Annotated in this window: 21 protein-coding genes; all 21 read right to left on the bottom strand. The window is 55.7% G+C overall.

Annotated elements, in window-relative coordinates; genetic code table 11:
- Window positions 1-18: 18 nt before the first annotated feature.
- On the bottom strand, window positions 19-801 hold the full coding sequence (locus tag AC3RCM_RS20750; protein WP_104962352.1) for an AglZ/HisF2 family acetamidino modification protein: 783 nt from the start codon (window positions 799-801) through the stop codon (window positions 19-21).
- Window positions 802-815: 14 nt separating this feature from the next.
- A complete protein-coding gene (gene hisH, locus AC3RCM_RS20755) occupies window positions 816-1,430 on the bottom strand; it encodes an imidazole glycerol phosphate synthase subunit HisH (RefSeq protein WP_104962353.1) in 615 nt (204 codons plus the stop codon).
- Window positions 1,427-2,563 carry an N-acetyl sugar amidotransferase gene (locus tag AC3RCM_RS20760; protein ID WP_104962354.1) on the bottom strand — a complete coding sequence of 379 codons (1,137 nt, stop codon included), beginning with the start codon at window positions 2,561-2,563 and terminating at the stop codon, window positions 1,427-1,429. Before AC3RCM_RS20760 ends, hisH begins: the two co-directional genes overlap by 4 nt.
- A gap of 15 nt (window positions 2,564-2,578) precedes the next feature.
- The gene (locus AC3RCM_RS20765; RefSeq protein ID WP_492629116.1) at window positions 2,579-3,721 is read right to left on the bottom strand and encodes a glycosyltransferase family 4 protein; all 1,143 of its coding nucleotides are present in this window, start codon (window positions 3,719-3,721) and stop codon (window positions 2,579-2,581) included.
- Window positions 3,718-4,326: a CatB-related O-acetyltransferase gene (locus AC3RCM_RS20770; protein WP_274140432.1), complete on the bottom strand. Its 609-nt coding sequence runs from the start codon at window positions 4,324-4,326 to the stop codon at window positions 3,718-3,720. Before AC3RCM_RS20770 ends, AC3RCM_RS20765 begins: the two co-directional genes overlap by 4 nt.
- The gene (locus AC3RCM_RS20775) at window positions 4,323-5,705 is read right to left on the bottom strand and encodes a hypothetical protein (protein ID WP_492629117.1); all 1,383 of its coding nucleotides are present in this window, start codon (window positions 5,703-5,705) and stop codon (window positions 4,323-4,325) included. Before AC3RCM_RS20775 ends, AC3RCM_RS20770 begins: the two co-directional genes overlap by 4 nt.
- A gap of 109 nt (window positions 5,706-5,814) precedes the next feature.
- Window positions 5,815-7,098, bottom strand: coding sequence for a lipopolysaccharide biosynthesis protein (locus tag AC3RCM_RS20780; RefSeq protein WP_104962358.1), 1,284 nt, complete (start codon window positions 7,096-7,098; stop codon window positions 5,815-5,817).
- Window positions 7,095-8,192 (bottom strand): DegT/DnrJ/EryC1/StrS family aminotransferase, encoded by a 1,098-nt coding sequence (locus AC3RCM_RS20785; protein ID WP_492629118.1) that lies wholly within the window; start codon window positions 8,190-8,192, stop codon window positions 7,095-7,097. The genes AC3RCM_RS20780 and AC3RCM_RS20785 overlap by 4 nt, the downstream gene beginning before the upstream one ends.
- A 2-nt stretch (window positions 8,193-8,194) precedes the next feature.
- Entirely contained in the window at window positions 8,195-8,770 is a 576-nt protein-coding gene (gene wbpD / locus AC3RCM_RS20790; protein ID WP_104962360.1) for a UDP-2-acetamido-3-amino-2,3-dideoxy-D-glucuronate N-acetyltransferase, read from the bottom strand.
- A gap of 102 nt (window positions 8,771-8,872) precedes the next feature.
- Window positions 8,873-9,613 carry an acyltransferase family protein gene (locus tag AC3RCM_RS20795; protein WP_492629119.1) on the bottom strand — a complete coding sequence of 247 codons (741 nt, stop codon included), beginning with the start codon at window positions 9,611-9,613 and terminating at the stop codon, window positions 8,873-8,875.
- Window positions 9,614-9,685: 72 nt separating this feature from the next.
- A complete protein-coding gene (gene wbpB / locus AC3RCM_RS20800; protein WP_104962361.1) occupies window positions 9,686-10,636 on the bottom strand; it encodes a UDP-N-acetyl-2-amino-2-deoxy-D-glucuronate oxidase in 951 nt (316 codons plus the stop codon).
- A 72-nt stretch (window positions 10,637-10,708) separates the two neighbouring features.
- A complete protein-coding gene (wbpA, locus tag AC3RCM_RS20805) occupies window positions 10,709-12,022 on the bottom strand; it encodes a UDP-N-acetyl-D-glucosamine 6-dehydrogenase (RefSeq protein WP_492629120.1) in 1,314 nt (437 codons plus the stop codon).
- Between the two features lie 320 nt (window positions 12,023-12,342).
- Window positions 12,343-13,389 (bottom strand): LPS O-antigen chain length determinant protein WzzB, encoded by a 1,047-nt coding sequence (locus AC3RCM_RS20810; protein ID WP_492629121.1) that lies wholly within the window; start codon window positions 13,387-13,389, stop codon window positions 12,343-12,345.
- A gap of 256 nt (window positions 13,390-13,645) precedes the next feature.
- Complete coding sequence (locus AC3RCM_RS20815; RefSeq protein WP_492629122.1) at window positions 13,646-15,079, bottom strand: MBL fold metallo-hydrolase RNA specificity domain-containing protein; 1,434 nt, start codon at window positions 15,077-15,079, stop codon at window positions 13,646-13,648.
- 102 nt (window positions 15,080-15,181) lie between these two features.
- On the bottom strand, window positions 15,182-15,445 hold the full coding sequence (locus AC3RCM_RS20820) for a lipopolysaccharide assembly protein LapA domain-containing protein (RefSeq protein ID WP_003260859.1): 264 nt from the start codon (window positions 15,443-15,445) through the stop codon (window positions 15,182-15,184).
- 19 nt (window positions 15,446-15,464) lie between these two features.
- Window positions 15,465-15,767: an integration host factor subunit beta gene (gene ihfB, locus AC3RCM_RS20825; RefSeq protein WP_010952810.1), complete on the bottom strand. Its 303-nt coding sequence runs from the start codon at window positions 15,765-15,767 to the stop codon at window positions 15,465-15,467.
- 428 nt (window positions 15,768-16,195) lie between these two features.
- A complete protein-coding gene (gene rpsA, locus AC3RCM_RS20830) occupies window positions 16,196-17,872 on the bottom strand; it encodes a 30S ribosomal protein S1 (RefSeq protein WP_003252673.1) in 1,677 nt (558 codons plus the stop codon).
- 124 nt (window positions 17,873-17,996) lie between these two features.
- The gene (gene cmk / locus AC3RCM_RS20835; protein ID WP_232968887.1) at window positions 17,997-18,674 is read right to left on the bottom strand and encodes a (d)CMP kinase; all 678 of its coding nucleotides are present in this window, start codon (window positions 18,672-18,674) and stop codon (window positions 17,997-17,999) included.
- A gap of 5 nt (window positions 18,675-18,679) precedes the next feature.
- On the bottom strand, window positions 18,680-20,887 hold the full coding sequence (locus AC3RCM_RS20840; protein WP_231114300.1) for a bifunctional prephenate dehydrogenase/3-phosphoshikimate 1-carboxyvinyltransferase: 2,208 nt from the start codon (window positions 20,885-20,887) through the stop codon (window positions 18,680-18,682).
- A gap of 197 nt (window positions 20,888-21,084) precedes the next feature.
- Window positions 21,085-22,179, bottom strand: coding sequence for a prephenate dehydratase (gene pheA / locus AC3RCM_RS20845; protein WP_003252669.1), 1,095 nt, complete (start codon window positions 22,177-22,179; stop codon window positions 21,085-21,087).
- 1 nt (window position 22,180) lies between these two features.
- Window positions 22,181-23,266, bottom strand: coding sequence for a 3-phosphoserine/phosphohydroxythreonine transaminase (gene serC, locus AC3RCM_RS20850; RefSeq protein ID WP_010952806.1), 1,086 nt, complete (start codon window positions 23,264-23,266; stop codon window positions 22,181-22,183).
- Window positions 23,267-23,361: the final 95 nt, after the last annotated feature.

A 23,361-nucleotide genomic window follows, 5' to 3' on the forward strand; every position in this document is an offset into this window, starting at 1 on the left:
TGCGACGCACGTTGGAAGTTAGCGGGCTCGTAGAGCGGAATAAATGATGTCGTCTTTCTGCTGGGCAGTTGGGTAGCTGATCAGCACAGCTCGATAGGTCCCCTTGAATACGAAGAAACTGCCTGCTGCCACGCCTACCACACCGCACGCCTTGACCACGCTGGCCATATCTTCGAGTGACCCTCCCCCACCCAGTATGGTGATAGGAATATGCACCGCGGCCCGCAGCTTGCTGGCCAGCTCGAGGTCATAGCCCTTCATCCTCCCATCGTTCTCAATGGAGTTGAGCACGATCTCACCGGCACCAAGCTTTTCCAGCTCTTGTGCAACTTCAACGACGTTACGCTTGGTATTGCGCGTGCCGTTGTGCGTCCATACTTCCTGATGCTTGCTCAACAAGCGCGATTTGTGGTCCAGTACTACCACGACGCTCTGGGTGCCGATTTCCTCGGCAATCTGGGTCACCAGCCGAGGGTTATCGAGCGCAGCTGAACTGATGGCCACCTTCTCGACGCCCAACTGGATGATCTTCTTGGCTTGTTCTGCAGTGCGGATACCCCCGCCATAACACAGTGGCATGCGGCACTCGGCTGCAAGCTTGGCGATCTGGGTATAGTTGGGCTCGACACCATGGGCAGTGGCATCGATATCAATCACGATCAGTTCATCGGCTTCCTTTTCATTGAAGATCTTCACCGCATTGATGGGATCTCCGACGTATTTCGGGTCCTTGAATTTGACCGTCTTCACCAGCCCACCGTCTTGGATGAGCAGGCATGGAATGATCCGTGGTCTTAGCATTTGTCAGTTTCCGCTCACAGTTCCGCGAAGTTTTTCAGCAAGCCGACACCAAAGTGGTGACTCTTCTCAGGATGGAACTGAACGCCATAGACGTTCCCGGCCTGAACAGCGCAGCTGAACTCAAGCCCGTAGGATGAGATCGCTGCCCGGTGCTGCTCCTGTTCACACTCAAAGAAGAACGAATGCAGGAAATAGAACCGCGCCTCATCCTCGAAGCCTTTAAACAAGGAGTTGTCGTTGAGTGCAGCCACATCATTCCAACCCATGTGAGGCAACGGCAGATCTGCAAGGTTCGGGACGGACTTGAAGGACCGAACGCACCCAGGTACCCAGCCCAGGCCTGCCAGTTGCCCTTCCTCACTGCTGTTGGCGAGAATTTGCATACCCACACAGATACCAAGCACAGGCACCTTGTGCTGCTGTACCAGCGCTTCGAGAGCAGGACGCATGCCAGAGGCATCCAGCCGTTCGATCGCGTGGTCGAAGGCGCCGACGCCGGGGAGGATCAGTTTGGTTGCGCCGTCCAACTGCGCTGCGGTTTGCGCAACCGATACCGGAATGTGCAAGCGTCTATAGACGTTGACGAATGCCTGGATGTTGCCCAAGCCGTAATCAATGATGGTAATCATCTGAACAGCCTTCTTTCCAATCCGATGGCGCTGAGCACTCTCGCCCCAATGCCGATCAGGAAACGTTTGTTTTTGTAGTCACGGAAGGTCTTGTTCTGACCTTCAAAAATGCCCTGAAGCTCAGGCACAGTCAAGTCCAGCTTGTGCGCGACGTACTCGAACTCCGATTTCAGGAAGTTTTCGTCCATCTCAGGCTTGGCAATCCGCTCAAGGGCCGCCTCCCGCGTCAGCTGGCCTGTCATGATCAGGCTGGAGAAATGCGCGCGGCGCTTTTCGTAGCCAAACTTGCGCGGCATCCAGTAATCTTCGTAAAAACGCGTGAAGCGTGACTCGTGGTGCTTATGCTTGAATCGCTTCCAGCCGAACAGGCGCTCCAACGTGGCTTCTGCATCCGCCTTGACGTAGGGCACGAGATTCAGAGGCTTGACAATCTGCATGCCGAGAATGCGCTGGTAAAAAATCTTGTAGGTAAGGATATCAACTAGCGGGAAGCTCTTCAGTGACCGCTTTCCGAATTGTCCATGAATGTCATTGAATAATGTCTTATCGATCCCTGGATAGCCGCCCCACTCTTCGGGCTCACGGCAGCACTCCGTCGAGTAATTTGCGCCGGTCAAGACATATTTTATCTTGTGCTTGCGTGCAAACTTGTAAAGCGAAGAGAAGAAGGCTGCATCCTGCGGTAAATCCTGGTCGGAAATCTGCGAGCGCAAGAAGGCCACTTGAAGGTCCTTCATTTCTTCCCAATTGATTACATCGGTATAGAGATCCAGGCCGAGCCCGTCGACCAAGCGCTCGATGTTGCCAACAGCCTGATCAGTGTTCCATCCCGCATCTACGTGGAACAGCAACGGTCTCAGCCCCATGACATTTTTGGCTATGTAAGCGGCATAGGAGCTGTCCAGGCCGCCACTCAAACCGATGATGCAGTCGAAATCCTTGCCTCTACCGTGCTTCTTGATTTTTTCTGCCAGCGCCATCAATTGGGACTCGCCATGCGCGCCAGTGTCCCAATTGGGCTTGATTTCACTCTCGAAGTTGGCGCAGTACTCGCAAACACCATGCTGATCAAAGCGAATATTTGGATCACTGGTATCCATGATACAACGGGTACAAATTTTGTAGTTTTTCATATTAGCTTCCAGCAATTAGGTCAGCAGGCGCTTTGCCATGCGACGATAATCCAAAAGACTCGAAGCAATTTCATAAGACCGCCTCGAGTAAGTATCCAATATTCCAGGATCTGCCTCAATCTTTGCAAAGGCGCTGAGCAAATCGCTTTCATCTCGAATGGTCCATCCATTTCCCTGCACAAACGGAACATGACTGGGCACGTCAGCAACGATAACAGGCCGGCGAGCGCAGAGGCTCATCTGCATTGTCGCTGATTGGCTCCCGGGCTGGACATACACATCAGCCGCGCACAACAAATCGTATAATTCATCGGCAGTTTTCCAGCCCAAGAAAGTGATACGGCGGTCTCTGGCAATGAGCTCACGCGCCTCCTCGGCAATGGAGTCATGCAATTGACCAACGATCAAAAACTGGAAACCTTCAGATTGCAATCGCGAGAACGCCCGAAGACTTTGAACCAGCTTCTTTTTTGCATCAAACTTCCCAGACTGAATAAACACTGTTTGACCAGGGGCGATACCCAGCATCGCGCGTGTTTCAGACCGAATTTTTGTATAGCTTGAGTCATCGGCGATCCTTCCGCCCAGCGGGAAAAACTCCATAGATGCTTCGTCGATGCCGTATTGTTTTCGGCAAAAATCGAGAGTCTCTCGAGAAATGCAAAGCACCTTGTCTATACTCGGCAGCGCCGCCCTAATGATTGGACGGTAGTAAAATTTGTGAAGCAGTTTTGACAACCTGCTTACCGCACTATTATTTGCATCCTCATGACTATCGACATAAAGCTTAACATTCGCGTGCTTGCATTTGTACCGCGCCGCAGTGCGCAACTCCCAGCCACACAACCCATGAAACATGATCACATCTGGAGCAAACGTCTCAAGAATACGCTCCAGTTGTTTGTGAATCCTGAGCTTCTTTCTCAAAAAGAACGGACCGAAACCACTGTAAGGTAACCGTATAACGCGAGCTCCATCCGTCCCCATATAATCACCTGGCGTGGTATAGCCAAGGGTCAAATTATCCAGATAGGTTTCCGTGGACGCCACCACTAATACCTCGTGGCCGGTATCTACGTGCTCGCGCACTAGCTCATTTTCTTGATACCGATAGCCATCGATATAGAAACATGAAACACACAGATGAATGATTTTCATAGCAAATTCTGATTTTTCAAAAAAGCTTCTGGATCGGTGAAATGGGCAGCAGCCACACTCAATTGCTCATCCGATAGTTCCCACCAACGACTTTTCAGAAGTCCCTCAACAATGGACTCAGGAAATCTGTAACGGATCAAGCGTGCCGGGTTGCCGCCATAGATAGCATAAGGAGGGACATCCTTGGTAACCACGCTGCCCATGCCTATCACAGCACCGGTTCCGATCGTAATCCCACCCTTTATCAAAACGCCCTCCCCGATCCAGACATCGTGCCCTATGGTCGTGGTAGGGTCCCAACGGTACTCATGCCGAGAGAATTTCTTCTTGATACTCTCTTTATGCGCCAGAAACACGGGACTGGTCGAGACGTACTCGATTGGGTGTCGCGCGCCACCCACCACAACATTATTGGCAACTGAGCAAAATGACCCAATAGTAGTTTTTATGAACGTGCAATCATAGCCGCAAAAGCTATGCTCACCAAAACGTGTGGAAAATAACGTACTGCCAGACTCTACCTTCGAACTACGAGGAACATGCGAGTCGATCAGCGCAGATCCCCGTGATTTTTTTAGTATCCGCGAGATGATATATCCAATCACAGTCGATACCCCCATAGTTTTATTCTAAACTTGTCAGCCCAAAGCACGGCAATCCACAGCCCTCCGCCAAAGGAAGCCAGCATGGTAAAAAAAGGTCCATTCGTGGTTACAAATGCGAGAGGAAAAAGTGCCGTCAGCAGCAACACCTTGTTCCACCCTTGGGACACCCAATCAAGTGCAATCAGCCAGGCTGTGTAAAGCACGAAGATGACCAGTATTCCCGGGGCGCCGGCAGCGGCGACGCCATCGGTAGCCACAAAACTGGCATTAGACTGGCTTTGTACACCGAGCACCCGCTCAGCCAGAATTTTGCCAAGAAGAGGCCATTTTTCATCAGTTGCAAACGCTGCAGGGACATCAACTAATCGACCGATGCCAGACACGTGAGCCCAGTAAGTAAAACCTTGCACTGCGAAGAGATCATAATACTGGGTAACAAATAAGCCAGGATAAGCGATTAAACGCGTATAAAAATAGAAGCCCAACTCTCTGAAAATACCTACCTGATCGTAGAGCGCAGCAATCAGAAAGATCATCATCCCGCCGCCCGCAAACAAATACGCAGGATTATTAGGATTACCGCCACGCCTTTTGAAAATGAAAGCCAACAAAAACATTGCGAAAGGCATGAGAAACACCGTTCGCTCAGCGGTGATCATGAACACAAAAATAAAACCAGCAAAGCCGAGCAACGCGATCAGGACACGCCTCGACACCAAACCGGTAGCAAAAAGCACCGGCGATAAAAAATAAGCCAAATAAACCTGGCAGTAGCCTATAAACAAGGATGTAGCCGCCCCCTTCTCCCTTTGCGCATAAATATCATCCGCACCCGAAAACGAAAGAATGTCCCGATACGTCAGAAACAAGACCAAGAAGGAAGTTAGCGAACCCAGCACGCAGGCAAGCACCAAAGGCCTCGACAACGATCTGGAAGCGCTACTTCGCAAGGGAACACAGCGAACAGCCAAGCAACAACCGACAAGACCGATGCAAAAACAAAAGAATAACCAGAAGTAACGATCAAGGGAGTCTTCATGATTAAGCATTCCGATGACGATCGCTGGTAGGTAAACGCAAAATACCAAAGCATAAATAAATAGAGTAGACGGCCTTGTCAGGTATAAAGGCATAACAAAAACAGGAACCACAGCCAGGACGATGATAAGCAGCATACTGCCAAGATTAAAGCTAGGCGAATTGAACCCCCAAAACCCCTGCACTAGAGAAAGGTATCGATCATGGCCGTAAATAAGTGCACAAACATAAAATACCACAGCCACCAGTAGTTTTATGCGCGCCAACCTTACTAACACCAAAGAGCCTGGCAACACTAAAGCATCCTGCTCCCTATAACGACCCGACACTTCATTGCTCATTATGATCTATCGCTCTCGGTTAGCCGACGCATGCCATTTATCCCGACACAACTTACCTTGCCAATCACAGCATACCCATGCGCAAAACTTTGATTATATCAACCATACATCAAGACTCTCCCATTGCCGCCGCACCGTTCCTGACCGCGTGAACGATCAAAAAATGAGCAAACAAAAGATCGAGAAGATACACGGCCGATACCTGCACGACATAAAATAGCAAGAAGTCTTTGAAATCAAGGGCGAAATGAGTAGCGAGCGCAAGTAGCACTCCTGTTGCTGTCAGCCTGAACACATGTAATGCAGGCATATACCAGTTGTAGCGAAGCACCAATGAGACGCGATCCAAGGGCGTACTGACGAAGGCACTGAGCGCGGCAACCATCAAAACTTGCGCGTACAGTCCCGCATCACCCCATTGGCTTCCCAAAACAAACGGATAAAGCCAAGGGGACAGAATACCAGCGCACAAATAGATTGGAACTCCAAATAGCGTCAGTTTTCGTATGGTCATGTTCCAGAGCCCTCTAAGAACCAGCGGTTCCTCCGCGTGCGACGCCGCACGCTGATAGAAAACCTGGCCTATGGCTGCACCTATCAGTCCAGAGGGAAGGAAGATCGTTGCCATGACCATCGAAAATTGCCCAAGTACTTCCGTACCGTATACGGCCGATATGAAAAAAATGGGTGCCGCACTGCTAACAGTAACCAAGACATGTGACATCACCATGGCATTGGCACCACTGGCATGCTTTTTAAAAGGGCTCATGGTGTTGGGCGCATGTACACGAGCACCGTAGATAAGGTCTTTAGAGTAGCGCAGAAGGGCACCAATTTTGCCCAACGCACTAAATAATGTCGTAAAAACCAAACCGCTCGTGCTTACCGTCGCCAACAACGCGCCCGACGCAACATAGGATGATTTACCAAACACTTCCGATAATGCGGAAATCTTGTAGTCACCTAAGCGCTGGGCATTGTGTTGAAACGCCAACGCCAGGGACACTAGAAATGCACTGACAGGTGCAATAAGTAGTAAATTAGCGCCTTGTTCAACGGACAACAGTTGCGAAATTTCCGCCGAGAACGCGTACAGCGCAATGGTAAGTACAACCCCAGAAACAATGCCAAGCTTTATTATCCCAGATAACAACCAACGCGCTTGCTGATCGTCTTTAAGCATTTGAAAAAAATACTCATACCTCCAAGTCATGACACCCGCGAAGAACATGACGAGCTGCAGGAAAATACTTTGCAACGCGAACTCTTGGGGCGCATACAACCTTGACAGCAACGGAATACCCAACACCCCAACGACTTGTGCTACCGTATTTCCTGAGGCTTGCAAAAAAACATCTCGCCAGTACGACGAAACATACTCAAAAACTTTCATTTATTCTTACCGCACGCACTAATTAGAGCGTCTGCTACAGCTTTGATTTCGACCTCACTCAAATAGGGATGCATCGGCAAGCTCAATACCTTAGTCGCCAGTGCATCCCCTACCGGGAGATAAGCGTCAGAAGCGACTGCGGTTTGTTTATTAAGAGGAATGGGATAGTGAACCACACTCGGCACCCCACGACTTTTCAACTCAGCCTGGACTTTCTCCCGATCCTCTACCTGGACAGTGAATTGGGCAAAGACCGAGGAATTCCCCGCTGCAATATGAGGGAGCTTGATTGAATCGTGCCCACTCAAAAGCTCACAGTAGCGTTTCGCCGCCTGCTGACGAAGCACTATTTCACTATCAAAAATATCGAGCTTCGCCAGAAGTACAGCGGCCTGTAGGGTATCGAGCCGACTGTTGACGCCTACCCTTATATGGTGATATCGCTTTTCCTGGCCGTGTCGGGCAATCTGACGAATAATGAGAGCAAGCGCTGGGTCGTTTGTAAATATCGCACCACCATCACCATAACCGCCGAGGGGTTTACTTGGAAAAAAACTGGTGCATGCCACCGTGGTCAACCCACAAGAGCGCCGCCCATTGTAAGTAGCTCCAAAGCTCTGCGCCGCATCCTCAATAACCGGTAGATTATATTTTTCTGCAATCTGGTTGATCGCATCAAAATCAGCGCACTGCCCGTACAGCGAGACGGGGACTATCGCTTTCGTACGCGGCGTTATGGCGGCCTCCAGTTGCGCTACATCCAGGTTGCATGTGCGCTCATCAACATCGACGTACACAGGCTTCGCACCGAGCAACGCAACAGTTTCAGCCGTCGCAATATAGGTGAAACCGGGCGTGATAACTTCGTCACCAGGCCCGACACCAAGTGCCATTTGAACAATTTGCAAGGCATCAGTGCCATTGGCACAGGTGATGCAGTGAGCCGCCCCGACATAAGCCGCCAGTCGGTCCTCCAACTCGGCTACTTCAGGACCCAAGATGTATTGACCATGACTCAATACGCGCTGAATACCGGCATCGATAGTCGCCTTTATGCGTGTTTGTTGCTGTTTCAGGTCGATGAACTCAATCATGATCACACATCCAGTTTTTCAAGGGAATTACCGCGTACTACGTACGTTGCACCTGTTTGTGAGCAAATGGCTTGGCCATCTACGCCTACATCCAGTTGCTCGCCAAACTCACTCATCCAGCCGATCTGTTTGGCCGGCACTCCGACCATCAGCGCATAGGCCGGTACGTCCTTATTGACCACCGCGCCCGCACCTACAAAAGCAAATTCACCAATTGTGACCCCGCAAACGATCGTGCAGTTCGCCCCCAGAGTTGCGCCTTTCTTCACAAGGGTGTCCCGATACTGGTCCTTGCGCTCGATGAGCGAACGTGGGTTGTAGACGTTGGTGAAGACCATGCTCGGCCCGCAGAATACCCCTTCCTCCAATGTGACGTTGTCGTACACCGACACGTTGTTCTGAATCTTGCAGCGGTCACCAATCACGACCTTGTTGCCGACAAAGACGTTTTGTCCAAGGGAAACGCCTGCACCGATCCGGGCACCGCTACATATATGGACGAAATGCCAAACACGCGAATCTTTGCCAATCTGCGCGCCTTCATCGACGATTGCACTAGGATGCTGATAATGATTCATTACTTGAGACTCACGCTGGATTGAGTTTGGTCGTACAACTGCTGTAGCCGCCCGCGCGCAAAATATCCGTAGCGACGCGCGCCGGCTTCATTCAGATGGTGGTTATCCAAGTAGATAACCGCTCCATGCTCGTAAGGGGCGTCGGCAAAAAACCTGAATTGGAGAGGTCCAGAAAATGCACACCTGCCCTGCTCGCCATAGATATAGAGAGTAAGAGATGCCCCCGACCCATACCCAGCCTGGGGTGGCCAGGAGATTATTGACATGGCCTCGGCGTGCCGCGATCACCAGTGCGGTGCCTAAACAAGGTGCGAGCAACCATAAACCGGGGAATCGAGTTTTATCAATCAGCACAAAGCTGGCTGCAAGCAAGCCCAGGCCCAGCAAGCCGAGAAGCGTCGAAACAAGCGAGGGTATTTCACGATCCCGTAGACCGAGAGCGGCTACGCCCTCCACAAGGAATTCAGGTATGCGAGCGAGGAGCGAGAAATAGTGGCTGCCCTGCGCGCCCGTCTCCACTCTCATCGTGCTCCACACTAGCAGAATGGCCGCCGCCAGCATGGCGGCGTACGCGGGAACAATGCGTTTAATAGGGTTCAGGTAGAAGCCTGCCAGGTGGATCTTCTGCCCTGGCTCAGTCAGTAGCGCCGTAATGATAAAACCCGATATGACGAAAAACACTTCGACGCCGACGAACCCCGCCGGGAGCCATGCGCTGCCCATGTGGCAGATAAGAACAGCCAAAACCGCTACCGCGCGCAGCCCCTGAACGTCCAGCCGCATGCCCTTACGCGACCGTAACGTGTTCAAGTCCTGCGGCAAAGTTTCATTGTTATTGGGCAAGCTGGCAAAGACCTTACTGAATGTATCGCACGTGGAAAGGCGGCCTGCGGGCCGCCCGCTATCCCTGGGTTTTCAGCGAGAAAGCCCGAGGACGAAAGGGTGCGCCTCGTTGTCCTTGGCCTGCGCTATAGCGGCGCTGCGGATTACGTTGACGGTCTCCACACAATGGCGGGCGTCCTCGATACCGTAGCCACGCCCTGCCAGAATTTCTTCATAGCTGGTGGTGTGCAGGTCGGTGAACCCTTCGGAGAACTCCATTTCCTCGCCATCCACAGTGATTGAACGGTAAGTTGGCTTTTTACCTTTTACGGACTCGGGTAGGTCGTTGGCATCTACCGAAAGGAACCAGCGCACGCGCGCTTTCTCGTACTCAAGGTAGCCGGCGGCCTTGTGCTCGGATGAATAGTGCACGACGTTGCGCTGCAGCTTGCCGAAGATGAAATGAAGCATGTCGTAGAAGTGGACACCAATATTGGTAGCAACCCCAAACGACTTGCGAGGGTCACCTTTCCAACTCTTCAGGTACCACTTGCCGCGTGAAGTGATATAGGTAAGGTCGACTTCGTATTTGTGTACACGGTTCTCAGCGGCAACCTTGTCCTTGAGCTTGATAATCGCCTGGTGATGACGAAGTTGCAGGATGTTATACAAGCGCTTACCCGTTTCATTTTCGATAAGCGAAAGCTGATCTAGCATTTCTGGCGTTGGGACCAGCGGCTTCTCGCAGATCACATCGCAACCCAGGCGTAAACCCGCAGCGATATGTGGGTAATGCAGGTAATTCGGCGAGCAGATCGAGACATAGTCCAGCGCGCTCGCGGCTTCTCGCTTCAGGCTGTGTGCATGCTCGAGGAAAAATTCAAACTCGGTGAAGAACTCGCTTTGAGGAGAGATGCTGTCGATGATGCCCACAGAATCATTGATGTCGTAGGCCGAGACCAGGCGATTGCCGGTGTCCTTGATGGCCCGCATATGCCGGGGGGCAATGTAACCAGCGGCGCCGATCAGTGCGAAATTCTTCATGAACTTTCCTTACCAAACAGGTGAACCCGCCCGAAGCCAGAACCCGGGCGGATGGGCGAATCGACTCGAGGCTCAAGCCTTGATGATATGAGCAGCTGGAGAACGGTACTTACCACGGCTGTCTACGATCAACCTGGCCTTGGCTTCGATCAGCGCATAGTCGAACTTGTCATGGTCGGTAGCCAACAGCACAGCATCGAACGAAGCCAGGTTTTCTGCCGTCAAGGGCTCACTGCGAAGGTCGAAATGATGCTCGCGCATTTTCGGGAATACCGGCACATGCGGGTCACTGTAGGCCACCACGCCACCTTTAGCCTGGATCAACTCCATAATCTCGACCGAAGGCGATTCGCGCATGTCATCGACGTTCTTCTTATAAGCAATTCCCAGCACCAAGATTCGACTCCCTTTCAGAGCCTTGCCTGACTCATTCAGACCATCCATCAGCTTACCGAGGACATACTCCGGCATACCCTGGTTGACCTCACCCGAGAGCTCGATGAAGCGGGTGTTGACACCGTACTCACGCGCCTTCCAGGTCAGGTAGAAAGGATCGATAGGAATGCAGTGTCCGCCAAGCCCCGGACCGGGATAGTAAGCGGTAAAACCGAATGGCTTGGTTGCCGCTGCATCCACCACTTCGAAGATATCGATACCCATGCGGTCAGCGACAATTTTCATTTCGTTGACCAGACCGATGTTGACGGCACGATGAATGTTCTCTAGCAGCTTGGTCATCTCGGCAGCCTTGGTCGAACTCACCGGTACGACTTTCTCGATAGCCTGGTCATACAGGGCGATGCCGACTTCCAGGCAACTTGGCGTATGCCCGCCGATGACTTTGGGAATCGTTCGTGTTTCGAAGTTCGGATTACCCGGGTCTTCCCGCTCTGGAGAATAAACAAGGAAGATATCCTCCCCTACCTTCAAACCACCTTCTTGCAGGCGCGGCAGCAGCTCCTCCTCGGTGGTACCCGGGTAGGTAGTACTTTCCAGCGACACTACCTGACCGCCCCGCAAATAGGGTTTTATCGCATCGGTTGTATTGATGACGAAGCTCATGTCAGGTTCGCGATATTTATTCAGAGGCGTAGGAACGCAAAGAATGAGGGCGTCACATTCGCTGGCCCGACTAAAATCTGAGGTCGCCTCGAACCCTTGCTGGCGAGCCGCAGCGATTCGCTCACTGGAAAGATGCTCAATGTAGCTCTGGCCTGCGTTCAAGCGCCCAACTTTTACTTCGTCAATGTCTATGCCTAAAACGTTAAAGCCGATAGCGTTATAACGCAGCATGAGGGGCAGGCCAACATACCCAAGCCCTACTATACCTATCAGAGCTGTTTTACCCTTGAACTTTTCAACCGCCTGCTTCTTGAGATCCGTCATATCGCGTGAACCACCCTTCTCTATTACCCGCCTGCACATATGACAGGAGGCGGGGTGTTTAAGATGTCTATTTCATCCTACGAGGGGATGAACTCCAGCTAAAACAGTACGACCGTGATTCGAGGCGCAGACCCGCCATGAACTCGGCAACGACAGCCCGCCAACGCGCTCTATCTCGTGATAGACGGACCATCCACACTACACCTTTGCACTACCTTACGTCATCAAGGCAGGCTCCTTGCCCTATGAAAAACGGTCATCGCCCCTCACGTAACAGTATTTTGATATCAACTAAAACCGATCGCTCACAAGCGGGGTACTCAAAATGACCGACGCCGAATCCAGAGGTCTCTGCCGAATGCCAACAGAACACCAGCACCGAGGCCCAGCACTGCGCTCAGCACAACGATAAGCGCCCTTTTCGGTTTGACCGGTCGGTCCGGCAGCTCCACAGCACCATCCTGTTCAAACACATTTATATCCGATGGGTCAATCTTCAGATTACGGTAAAACGTGACCTTTTCTTGCAAGGGACGTAGGCCACGAATGAACGGCTCATCAGAGGTACGCGCTTCAAGGTTCGCGATCTCGGACTCCAACGCTTTGCTCCCTCGCATGTAGGTGAGCGCCCCCCCCATTGCCGCAGACACTTCATCGGTCAGCGATTGCGAAATGACTGGTGGTTTTTCCAGACCAATGGATTTCGCAACTAGCAGCGCCTCCTTCAACCGTACAACGTTGTCTTCACGCTCCCGTCGCGCGCTGGCTTTCCGAGCGTCAATTTGAGTTTGCAGGTTGTCCGCCTTGACTAGCATGTCACTGCGATTGCTTTCGAGCACTTCACGTTTGGCGTTCCCCGCGGCAAGCTCGTTGTACGCCACTACCCACTTAGCCGCCTGCTGAGGGTCGGCAACCGAAGCAGTGACCATGTAGCGCGTAGAGGAACCTTTGCCTGCAGGCGCCACAGTCAGCAAATTGGCAAACTCGCTGTACAACGAATCGCGCGAACCCTTACGCCTTTCTTCACTCAAGCTTGGCAAATACACATCACGGAAAAAAGCGTAGCGCACGCCCTCTGACTGCAATGCCTGAAGGTGGATGTCATACACATCCTTCACGGTCAGGTAGCTCAAGCCAGACTCACCACCACGGCCGAGATTCAATTGCGCAATATCATTCTGGCTGGGCGGCTCTACAAATAGCCTCGCCTCGTAGACTGGCGTGGCCAACAATGCATAAGCAACGCCCGCCGCTACAATTGGTGTAGCGACCACCCCCACCCACAACCTCTGGCGCCATATTCCCTGCATCAATTCGAAAAGGTCGATTTCATCATCACGATTTGGGCACTGAGGTTCGTTACGCATTTATTCTGATTATCCTAGGGGCCGTCTAACATCATTCAAACACTGAGCTCATCCTTGGTACGGGCCAAGCACTTGATCTACAGGCCTCACCATAGAGGTACGTGGCATCGCGTAGCGTCAATTTGCCTGCATGCATCACGTAATTGCACCCTACCAAGACCGTCCGGTCAAGACGAATGAAACGAACACGATTGGAGTTCTTATGATGTTAGTGGTTCCCAGGTAGCTGTGCGCCCTCAAAATCTCTGCAGAGTGGTCAACCAGGAACTGAAATACGCGTACTTGATGTACCGCGCGCAAACGCTTGCTTCAGTACGGATGCCAACATGTTTTTCGAAGCTCTCTCTCCGTGCACCAGCACTATCTTAGTGGGCGCATGCTGTATTCCGGTCGCGAATACCAAGAGACCGGCCTGATCCGCATGCCCAGAATACCCACTCAACGTCATCACCTTAGCCCGAATCTCGCAAGCCTCTCCATCCAGATCTAGCTGCACGAAACCTTCAGCCCCCTCACTCGCCTGTATCACCGCCCCCGGCGTCCCCTTAGCCTGGTACCCCACAAACATCACCTCATGCCGCGGATCCCCCAGCATGGCCTTGAGGTAATTGACGATGCGCCCACCCGAACACATGCCATTGCCAGCAATCACGATCGCCGGTCGCCCGGTGCTCTTGAGGTAATTGACCACCTGCTGGTGGCGGGCATGGGTGTCCACACAGATCAGTTGGCTGAAGCCGAGTGGATCGCGCCCTGCTGCAACACGCGCCCTGGCTTCAGCATTCCAGTATTCGTGCAGCTCCCGGTACACGCTGGTGATGCGCTGAGCCAAGGGCGAATCGAGGATGATTGGCAACTGTGACCAGTCGATTGGCTCACCGTCCGGAGCCGGACCGGTAGTGTTCAGCAGGGCTTTGCGGTGCAGAATGTCTTCCAGCTCGTACAACAGCTCCTGCGTGCGACCAAGACTGAATGCAGGAATCAGGAGGGTGCCCTTGTCGGCGAGGGCTCGGTCGATGGCGTCTTCCAGCCGCTGACGGCGGTCGTCTGCCTGCGGGTGTAGGCGGTCGCCGTAGGTGCTTTCCAGCACCAGCACGTCAGCACGCTCCGGGGGCTGCACCGGGCGCAGCAGCGGGTTGCCACAAGCGCCCAGATCGCCAGAAAACACATACCGGGTGTTGGTTTGCTCATGCTGCATATCGCACTCGACATAAGCGGAACCCAGCAGATGCCCTGCACGCTGCAGGCGAATACGACAGGCAAGACCAGGGCACTCAACCACCGTGTGCCACTGCTCGAAGGGCAGCGGCACGATAAGGTCACGGATGAAATCGAGATAGCGCGCCACCTGCGCAGGCTCGCTGCTGATGCTCAGCTTGTAGGCGTCTTCCAGCACCAGCGGCAGCAGCCGGGCCGAAGGCTCGCTGCACAGGATAGGGCCACGGTAACCCGCTGCCAGCAGCGCAGGGATGCGCCCAACATGGTCGAGATGGACATGGGTGATGACCAGGGCCTGAATACCCTGGATGTCAAAACCGAGGGGGGCGGATTCTGCACCGGGCGGCGCATCACTTCCCTGTTCCAGCCCGCAGTCGACCAGCAAACTGGTGGATGGGCCGAGGTGCAGCTGGTGACAGGACCCGGTGACACCCCGGGTACCACCGTGATGGGAAAGGCTGGGATATTCCATGCTGCGCACACTCGCCTGGACCGAAAATGAAGTGGACTATTACTCCATGACGGCCGACGCATGCATAGGTGAACCTTTCTTTATTAGGTGTAGGAAATTTCCTTAGTTGCCGTTCAATGCCGCCTGACGAGCAGAAGCCCTGATCTTGCGCTTGCTGCGCTGCACGCCGTAGGCCCCCAGCAACGGCCCGACTGCCAGGCCAATGACCAAGGCAGCCAACACCAGGACAGCAACCGGCATGGCGGGTGCAGCCCAACCGAACAGGACCAATGACACGGTTTGCTGGTTCTCCAGCACGAAGAACAACACCACAGCCGCCAATAGCAGCACGAACACCGCCGCCAGGGCGCGCTTGAGGTTACGCATCAGATTGCTCCTTGTGGAATCAGGTGTGGGCCTCTTCATGCTCGTCTTCATTGACCCGGTCACGCAACTCTTTGCCGGGCTTGAAGTGCGGCACGAATTTGCCTTCGAGGCTGACCGACTGGCCGGTCTTCGGGTTACGGCCTACGCGAGGGGCGCGATAGTGCAGCGAGAAGCTGCCAAAACCGCGGATCTCGATGCGATCGCCGGTAGCCAGGCATTGCGACATCTGCTCAAGCATGGTCTTGATGGCCAGCTCCACATCCTTGGACGAGAGCAGCCCCTGATGGGTGACAATACGTTCGATCAGCTCCGACTTCGTCATATTTTTCCCTTCGTTATCAAGCAGCTAGATCATTGCTTAACCAGTTTGTAGCACGCTGGGAAGGATTTGAACAGGGTGGATCTTGACTTAATAAAAAAATTCAAGATTGAAGTAATTCAAGAATGGTCTACCACTCAGGCAGGCCAGCGCTGCCTGATTCGCGGGCAAGCCCGCTCCTACAACGGGGCGTGTCGGCCTGAGGCGAGTGTGATCCAGCGCCATCGGTGTAGGAGCGGGTTTACCCGCGAACACCGGCGAAGCCGGTGCCATCCACCGCGCCGCCTGATTCGCGGGTGAACCCGCTCCTACAACGGGCTTCGCCAGCCTGAAGCTGGCGTGTTCCAGCAGTGCCATCCGCCGCGCCACCTGGTTGCGGAGCAAAAAAAAGGGCGACCCGAGGGTCGCCCTTTTTACCGATCAAACAGAACTCAGTTCTGCTTGGCCATTGCTTCGCGCAGCAGCGCAGCCATGGTGGTGTCGGCAGCAGCTTCCGGAGCGTTTTTCAGGCTCTGGATAGCTTCGCGCTCTTCAGCGTCGTCTTTCGATTTGATCGACAGGCTGATAACGCGGGACTTGCGGTCAACGCTGATGATCTTGGCTTCGATCTCTTCGCCTTCTTTCAGAACGTTACGCGCGTCTTCAACGCGGTCACGGCTGATTTCGGAAGCTTTCAGAGTGGCTTCGATGTCGTCGGCCAGGGTGACGATGGCGCCTTTGGCGTCAACTTCTTTCACGATGCCCTTGACGATAGCGCCCTTGTCATTGACAGCAACGAAGTTGGAGAACGGATCGTCTTCCAGCTGCTTGATGCCCAGGGAGATGCGCTCGCGCTCTGGGTCAACCGACAGGATGACAGTTTCCAGCTCGTCGCCCTTCTTGAAACGACGCACGGCTTCTTCGCCGGTTTCGTTCCAGGAGATGTCGGACAGGTGAACCAGACCGTCGATGCCGCCGTCCAGACCAATGAAGATACCGAAGTCGGTGATCGACTTGATGGTACCGGTGATCTTGTCACCCTTGTTGAACTGGCCGGAGAAGTCTTCCCATGGGTTGGACTTGCACTGCTTGATGCCCAGGGAGATACGACGACGCTCTTCGTCGATGTCCAGAACCATGACTTCCACTTCGTCGCCAACCTGAACGACTTTCGACGGGTGGATGTTCTTGTTGGTCCAGTCCATTTCGGAAACGTGTACCAGACCTTCAACACCTTCTTCCAGCTCAGCGAAGCAGCCGTAGTCGGTCAGGTTGGTAACGCGAGCCTGTACGCGAGTACCTTCTGGGTAACGGGCAGTGATAGCTACCCACGGATCTTCGCCCATCTGCTTCAGACCCAGCGAAACGCGGTTGCGCTCACGGTCGAACTTCAGAACGCGTACGTCGACTTCGTCGCCAACGTTAACGATTTCCGATGGGTGCTTGATGCGCTTCCAGGCCATGTCGGTGATGTGCAGCAGGCCGTCGATACCGCCCAGGTCCACGAATGCGCCGTAGTCGGTGAGGTTCTTGACGATACCTTTGACTTGCTGGCCTTCCTGCAGGGTTTCCAGCAGGGCTTCGCGCTCGGCGCTGTTCTCGGCTTCCAGCACGCTGCGACGGGAAACGACAACGTTGTTGCGCTTCTGGTCCAGCTTGATGACCTTGAATTCCAGCTCTTTGCCTTCCAGGTGGGTGGTGTCGCGCACTGGGCGGACATCAACCAGGGAGCCCGGCAGGAACGCACGGATGCCGTTAACGTCGACAGTGAAGCCGCCCTTAACCTTACCGTTGATAACGCCCTTGACCACTTCTTCGGCGGCGAAAGCTGCTTCCAGAACAATCCAGCACTCGGCGCGCTTGGCTTTTTCACGGGACAGCTTGGTTTCGCCAAAGCCGTCTTCGACCGCGTCCAGCGCAACGTGAACTTCGTCACCGACCTTGATGGTCAGCTCGCCAGCTTCGTTGTAGAACTGCTCGAGCGGGATGACGCCCTCGGACTTCAGGCCAGCGTGTACGGTAACCCAGTCGCCGTCGATGTCGACAACGATACCGGTGATGATCGCACCCGGCTGAAGATTGAGGGTTTTCAGGCTTTCTTCAAAGAGTTCTGCAAAGCTTTCGCTCATTTTAATTCCTGTAGATTCGGGCGAAACAGACGCCCATAACCACATTCCAGACAATGTGGGTTCGTTTTAAGTAAAGGAAAGCCGGCAGGACGTTGACTGGTGCCCCTGCCTGCTTTCCTGGCTATCAGATAAGGTCGCGCTGGGCGATCTCGCTTCTGATACGTTGCAACACCTGCTCGATGGACAACTCGGTAGAGTCCAACTGAATGGCATCGGCCGCTGGTTTCAGCGGGGCCACTGCACGTTGGGTGTCGCGCTCATCACGCGCACGAATCTCATCCAGCAGACTCGACAGACTAACATCTTCACCCTTACCCTTCAACTGCAGGTAGCGGCGACGTGCGCGCTCCTCCGCGCTGGCGGTGAGGAAGACCTTCAATGGCGCATCCGGGAACACCACGGTACCCATGTCGCGACCGTCAGCAATCAGCCCCGGCACTTCGCGGAACTCACGCTGACGGACCAGCAGCGCTTCACGCACTGCCGGCAGCGAGGCCACCATCGATGCACCGGCACCGACGGTTTCGGTACGGATGACGTTGCTGACGTCCTCACCCTCAAGGATGATCTGTTGTAGCTTACCGGGCTCGGCAGCGATGAACTGCACATCCAGATGGGCGGCAAGCTTGGTCAGCAGCTCTTCGTTGGTCAGGTCGACGCCGTGGTTGCTGGCATTGAATGCCAGCAAGCGATACAGCGCGCCGGAGTCCAGCAGCTTCCATCCCAGCTCGCGGGCAATCAGCCCGGCGACCGTGCCCTTGCCCGAGCCGCTTGGCCCGTCGATGGTGATAACCGGTGCCATTGAATTCACGACTTGCCCTCTTCTGCCACGCGAATCCCCACTTCGGCGCACAGCGCCAGGAAGTTGGGGAACGAGGTGGCGACGTTGGCGCAGTCGTGAATGCGAATCGGCGCACTGGCGCGCAGCGAAGCCACGCTGAAGGCCATGGCGATGCGGTGGTCACCATGCCCATGCACTTCGCCGCCGCCCATCTGGCCGCCGTCGATGATGATGCCGTCCGGGGTCGGCTCGCACTTGATGCCCAAGGTGGTGAGGCCATCGGCCATCACCTGGATACGATCGGACTCCTTCACCCGCAGCTCTTCGGCGCCACGCAGCACGGTACGCCCTTCAGCGCAGGCAGCGGCCACGAACAAGACCGGGAATTCGTCGATGGCCAGCGGCACCAACGCTTCAGGAATGTCGATACCCTTCAGCTTGGCACCGCGCACACGCAGGTCAGCCACGGGTTCGCCACCCACTTCACGCTGGTTTTCCAGGGTGATGTCGCCGCCCATCAGGCGCAGGATGTCGATCACGCCAGTACGGGTCGGGTTGATGCCGACATGCTCCAGCACCAGCTCGGAGCCTTCAGCGATAGAGGCTGCGACCAGGAAGAACGCTGCCGAGGAAATGTCAGCCGGCACTTCGATCCGGGTAGCGGTCAGCTTGCCACCGGACTGCAGCGAGGCCACCGGGCCATTGCTGTCGACCGAATAGCCAAAACCGCGCAACATGCGCTCGGTGTGGTCACGGGTAGGCGCAGGCTCGGTGACAGTGGTCTTGCCTTCGGCGTACAGGCCGGCCAGCAGCAGGCAGGATTTGACCTGGGCGCTAGCCATCGGCAGCGTGTAGGTCAACCCTTTGAGCTTGTGGCCACCGCGGATGGTCAGCGGCGGGCGGCCGTCCGGGCCGGTCTCGACCACAGCACCCATTTCGCGCAGCGGGTTGGCCACACGGTTCATCGGGCGCTTGGACAGCGAGGCGTCGCCGGTCATGGTGACATCGAACGGCTGACCGGCCAGCAGGCCCGACAGCAGGCGCATCGAAGTACCGGAGTTACCTACGTACAGCGGCCCTGGTGGCGGCTTCAGGCCATGCAGGCCCACGCCGTGAATGGTCACACGACCGTGGTTGGGGCCTTCGATGACCACACCCATGTCACGGAATGCCTGCAGGGTCGCCAGCGCATCTTCGCCTTCGAGGAAGCCTTCGACCTCGGTAGTACCTTCGGCCAGCGAGCCGAGCATGATCGAGCGATGGGAAATCGACTTGTCGCCCGGTACACGGATCCGCCCGTTCAGGCGGCCACCCGGTTGGGCCTGGAAAATCAGATCGTTGGCGTTCATAGCGTCCACATAGGCCCGGCGGGCCAGGATTTTACTGAAATGCTCGCGGGCAACCCGTGCGCGGGTGAATACACCCAGCAGCTGGTGCCCATCCCCTTCAGCGATCGCGTCGCGCAGGGCGTCGAGATCACTGCGAAATGTATCAAGCGTGCGCAGGACAGCGTCGCGGTTGGCGAGGAAGATGTCATGCCACATGGTCGGATCGCTGCCGGCGATTCTCGTGAAATCGCGGAACCCACCCGCAGCGTACCGGAAGATCTCGAGGTTTTCATTGCGTTTGGCCAGTGAGTCGACCAGGCCAAAGGCCAGCAGGTGTGGCAGATGGCTGGTGGCGGCCAGTACTTCGTCATGGCGCTCGACCGACATGTGCTCCACATCGGCATCCAGCGCACGCCACAGGCGGTCAACCAGGGCCAGCGCGGCGGGGTCGGTTTCGGCCAGCGGCGTGAGGATGACCTTGTGCCGACGGAACAAGGTGGCATTGGACGCCTCTACCCCGCTCTGCTCGGAACCGGCGATGGGGTGGCCCGGGACGAAGCGCGGCAGGCGGGCACCGAAGACGGCACGCGCCTCACGCACGACGTTGCCCTTGGCGCTACCGACGTCGGTGATGATCGCATCACCCAGGTCGAGCAGGGCCAGGCGCGCGAGGACTTTTTCCATGGCCAGGATCGGTACGGCCAGCTGGATGACATCGGCGCCCACACAAGCGGCGGCAAGGTCTTCTTCGCAGCGGTCGACCACGCCCAGGGCCACGGCCTGCTTGCGCGAGGGGGCATCCAGGTCGACACCGACCACTTCGCGGCACAGGCCGCTTTCACGCAGGCCCTTGGCGAACGAGCCGCCGATCAGGCCGAGACCGACCACAACCAGGCGGTCGATGATGGGCGCGGGTTTGGTTTTTGCTGCATTTACCACTGGTGCGAACCCTGTTCAGAAATCTAGGTAGCCTGTGAGGGCCATTGGGGCCGCGGCGCGGCCCTTCGCGGGCTAGCCCGCTCCCACAGAGATCGGCATCACATGCTCACTGTGGGAGCGGGCATGCCCGCGAAGGGCTGCAAGGCAGCCCCAAGGCCCCTGAATCAAAGCACCGCCTTCGGATAAGAGCCCAGCACCTTCAGCGCCACAGCCTCCTGGCTGATCTGCTCGAGCACCGCCTTGATCAGCGGGTCGCGGTGGTGGCCGACGAAGTCGATGAAGAACACGTAGGTCCACTTGCCGCTGCGCGACGGGCGGGTCTCGATACGGGTCAGGTCGATGCCGTTCTGATAGAACGGCACCAGCAACTCATGCAACGCACCTGGCTTGTTGCTCATCGAAACAATGATCGAGGTCTTGTCGTCGCCGGTCGGCGGTACTTCCTGGTTACCGATCATCAGGAAGCGCGTGGAGTTGTCCGGGCGGTCTTCGATCTTCTCGGCCAGACGGGTCAAGCCGTACAGGTTGGCCGCCATATCGCCGGCGATCGCCGCCGAGTTCCACTCACCCTTGACCCGCTTGGCCGCTTCGGCATTGCTCGATACGGCCACGCGCTCCACGTTCGGGTAGTGCGCGTCCAGCCACTTTCGGCACTGGGCCAGCGACTGGGCGTGGGAGTAGATGCGGGTGATGCTGTCGGTCTTGGTGTTCTCGCCCACCAGCAGGTGGTGGTGGATACGCAGCTCGACCTCACCGCAAATCACCATGTCATGCTCGAGGAAGCTGTCCAGGGTGTGGCTGACCGCACCTTCAGTGGAGTTTTCCACCGGCACCACACCGAAGTTGACGGCACCGGCCGCCACTTCACGGAACACTTCGTCGATGGCCGCCATCGGCCGACTGATCACCGCGTGGCCAAAGTGCTTCATGGCCGCCGCCTGGGTGAAGGTGCCTTCAGGGCCGAGGTAGGCGATTTTCAGCGGCTCTTCCAGGGCCAGGCACGACGACATGATTTCGCGGAACAGCCGCGCCATCTCTTCGTTGCCCAGCGGGCCCTTGTTGCGTTCCATCACGCGCTTGAGCACCGCAGCTTCACGCTCGGGACGGTAGAACACCGGCTTCTCGCCTTCTTTCAGCGAGGCCGTCTTGACCCGGGCCACTTCTTCGGCGCAGCGGGCGCGGTCACTGATCAGCTCGAGGATTTTCTCGTCGAGGCTGTCGATGCGCACGCGCAGCGCCTTGAGCTCCTGTTCGGACATGTCAGCCATGCTCCTTCTCGAATTCAGCCATGTAGCCTACCAGCGCTTCTACCGCTTCCAGGCCCAGGGCGTTGTAGATGGAGGCGCGCATGCCGCCAACCGAACGGTGGCCCTTGAGGTTGAGCAGGCCACGCGCGTCGGCGCCAGCGAGGAAGGCCTTGTCCAGGCGCTCGTCAGCCAGGCGGAACGGCACGTTCATCCACGAACGGGCGTTGACGCTGATCGGGTTGGTGTAGAACTCGCTGCGGTCGATGAAGCCGTAAAGGCGGTCTTTCTTGGCACGGTTGCGCTGCTCCATGGCCTCGACACCGCCCTGCTCTTTCAGCCACTCGAAGACCAGGCCCGAGAGGTACCAGGAGTAGGTGGCCGGGGTGTTGTACATCGAGCCGTTGTCAGCCGAAACCTTGTAGTCGAGCATGGTCGGGCAGCTGCTGCGGGCATGGCCCAACAGGTCTTCGCGCACGATCACCACCACCAGGCCGCTTGGGCCGATATTCTTCTGCGCGCCGGCGTAGATCAGGCCGAACTGCGACACATCGATCGGGCGCGAGAGGATGTCGGACGACATATCGACCACCAGCGGCACGTCACCGGTTTGCGGCACCCAGTCAAACTGCAGGCCACCGATGGTCTCGTTGGACGCATAGTGCACGTAGGCTGCGTTTTTGGTCAGGTTCCACTCGTTCTGGCCGGGGATGGCCAGGTAGTCGTAAGGCTTGGCAGTGGCGGCGACGTTGACGTTGCCGAAACGGCGCGCTTCCTCGATGGCCTTTTTCGACCAGATACCGGTTTCGATGTAGTCGGCCGTGCCGTTTTCCGGCAGCAGGTTCAGCGGGATTTCAGCGAACTGCTGGCTGGCGCCCCCTTGCAGGAACAGCACCTTGTAGTTGGAGGGGACGGACAGCAGGTCACGCAGGTCCTGCTCGGCCTTTTCGGCGATGGCCACGTAATCGTCGCTGCGATGGCTCATTTCCATCACCGACAACCCCTTGCCACGCCAGTCCAGCATCTCGGCCTGTGCGCGCTGCAGGACAGCGTCAGGAAGCGCGGCAGGGCCTGCGCAGAAGTTAAAGGCTCGTTTGCTCACATCCACTCTCGCTCTGCCAAATAGAACAAAAACTATCACATGGGTTAGCAGCGACCCTGCGGGAGCGGGCGAGCCCGCGAACACCGGCAAAGCCG

The organism is Pseudomonas sp. GW823-FHT05G12 (assembly GCF_058795575.1).

Coding starts and splice junctions, on each gene's coding strand:
- AC3RCM_RS20765 (WP_492629116.1), bottom strand. CDS start 3,721: ATGAAAATCATTCATCTGTGTGTTTCATGTTTCTATATCGATGGCTAT.
- rpsA (WP_003252673.1), bottom strand. CDS start 17,872: ATGAGCGAAAGCTTTGCAGAACTCTTTGAAGAAAGCCTGAAAACCCTC.
- AC3RCM_RS20820 (WP_003260859.1), bottom strand. CDS start 15,445: ATGCGTAACCTCAAGCGCGCCCTGGCGGCGGTGTTCGTGCTGCTATTG.
- hisH (WP_104962353.1), bottom strand. CDS start 1,430: ATGATTACCATCATTGATTACGGCTTGGGCAACATCCAGGCATTCGTC.
- cmk (WP_232968887.1), bottom strand. CDS start 18,674: ATGGCACCGGTTATCACCATCGACGGGCCAAGCGGCTCGGGCAAGGGC.
- ihfB (WP_010952810.1), bottom strand. CDS start 15,767: ATGACGAAGTCGGAGCTGATCGAACGTATTGTCACCCATCAGGGGCTG.
- pheA (WP_003252669.1), bottom strand. CDS start 22,179: ATGTCCGAACAGGAGCTCAAGGCGCTGCGCGTGCGCATCGACAGCCTC.
- AC3RCM_RS20815 (WP_492629122.1), bottom strand. CDS start 15,079: ATGGAATATCCCAGCCTTTCCCATCACGGTGGTACCCGGGGTGTCACC.
- wbpA (WP_492629120.1), bottom strand. CDS start 12,022: ATGACGGATCTCAAGAAGCAGGCGGTTGAAAAGTTCAAGGGTAAAACA.
- AC3RCM_RS20775 (WP_492629117.1), bottom strand. CDS start 5,705: ATGAGCAATGAAGTGTCGGGTCGTTATAGGGAGCAGGATGCTTTAGTG.
- wbpB (WP_104962361.1), bottom strand. CDS start 10,636: ATGAAGAATTTCGCACTGATCGGCGCCGCTGGTTACATTGCCCCCCGG.
- AC3RCM_RS20810 (WP_492629121.1), bottom strand. CDS start 13,389: ATGCGTAACGAACCTCAGTGCCCAAATCGTGATGATGAAATCGACCTT.
- AC3RCM_RS20780 (WP_104962358.1), bottom strand. CDS start 7,098: ATGAAAGTTTTTGAGTATGTTTCGTCGTACTGGCGAGATGTTTTTTTG.
- AC3RCM_RS20760 (WP_104962354.1), bottom strand. CDS start 2,563: ATGAAAAACTACAAAATTTGTACCCGTTGTATCATGGATACCAGTGAT.
- AC3RCM_RS20750 (WP_104962352.1), bottom strand. CDS start 801: ATGCTAAGACCACGGATCATTCCATGCCTGCTCATCCAAGACGGTGGG.
- AC3RCM_RS20785 (WP_492629118.1), bottom strand. CDS start 8,192: ATGATTGAGTTCATCGACCTGAAACAGCAACAAACACGCATAAAGGCG.
- wbpD (WP_104962360.1), bottom strand. CDS start 8,770: ATGAATCATTATCAGCATCCTAGTGCAATCGTCGATGAAGGCGCGCAG.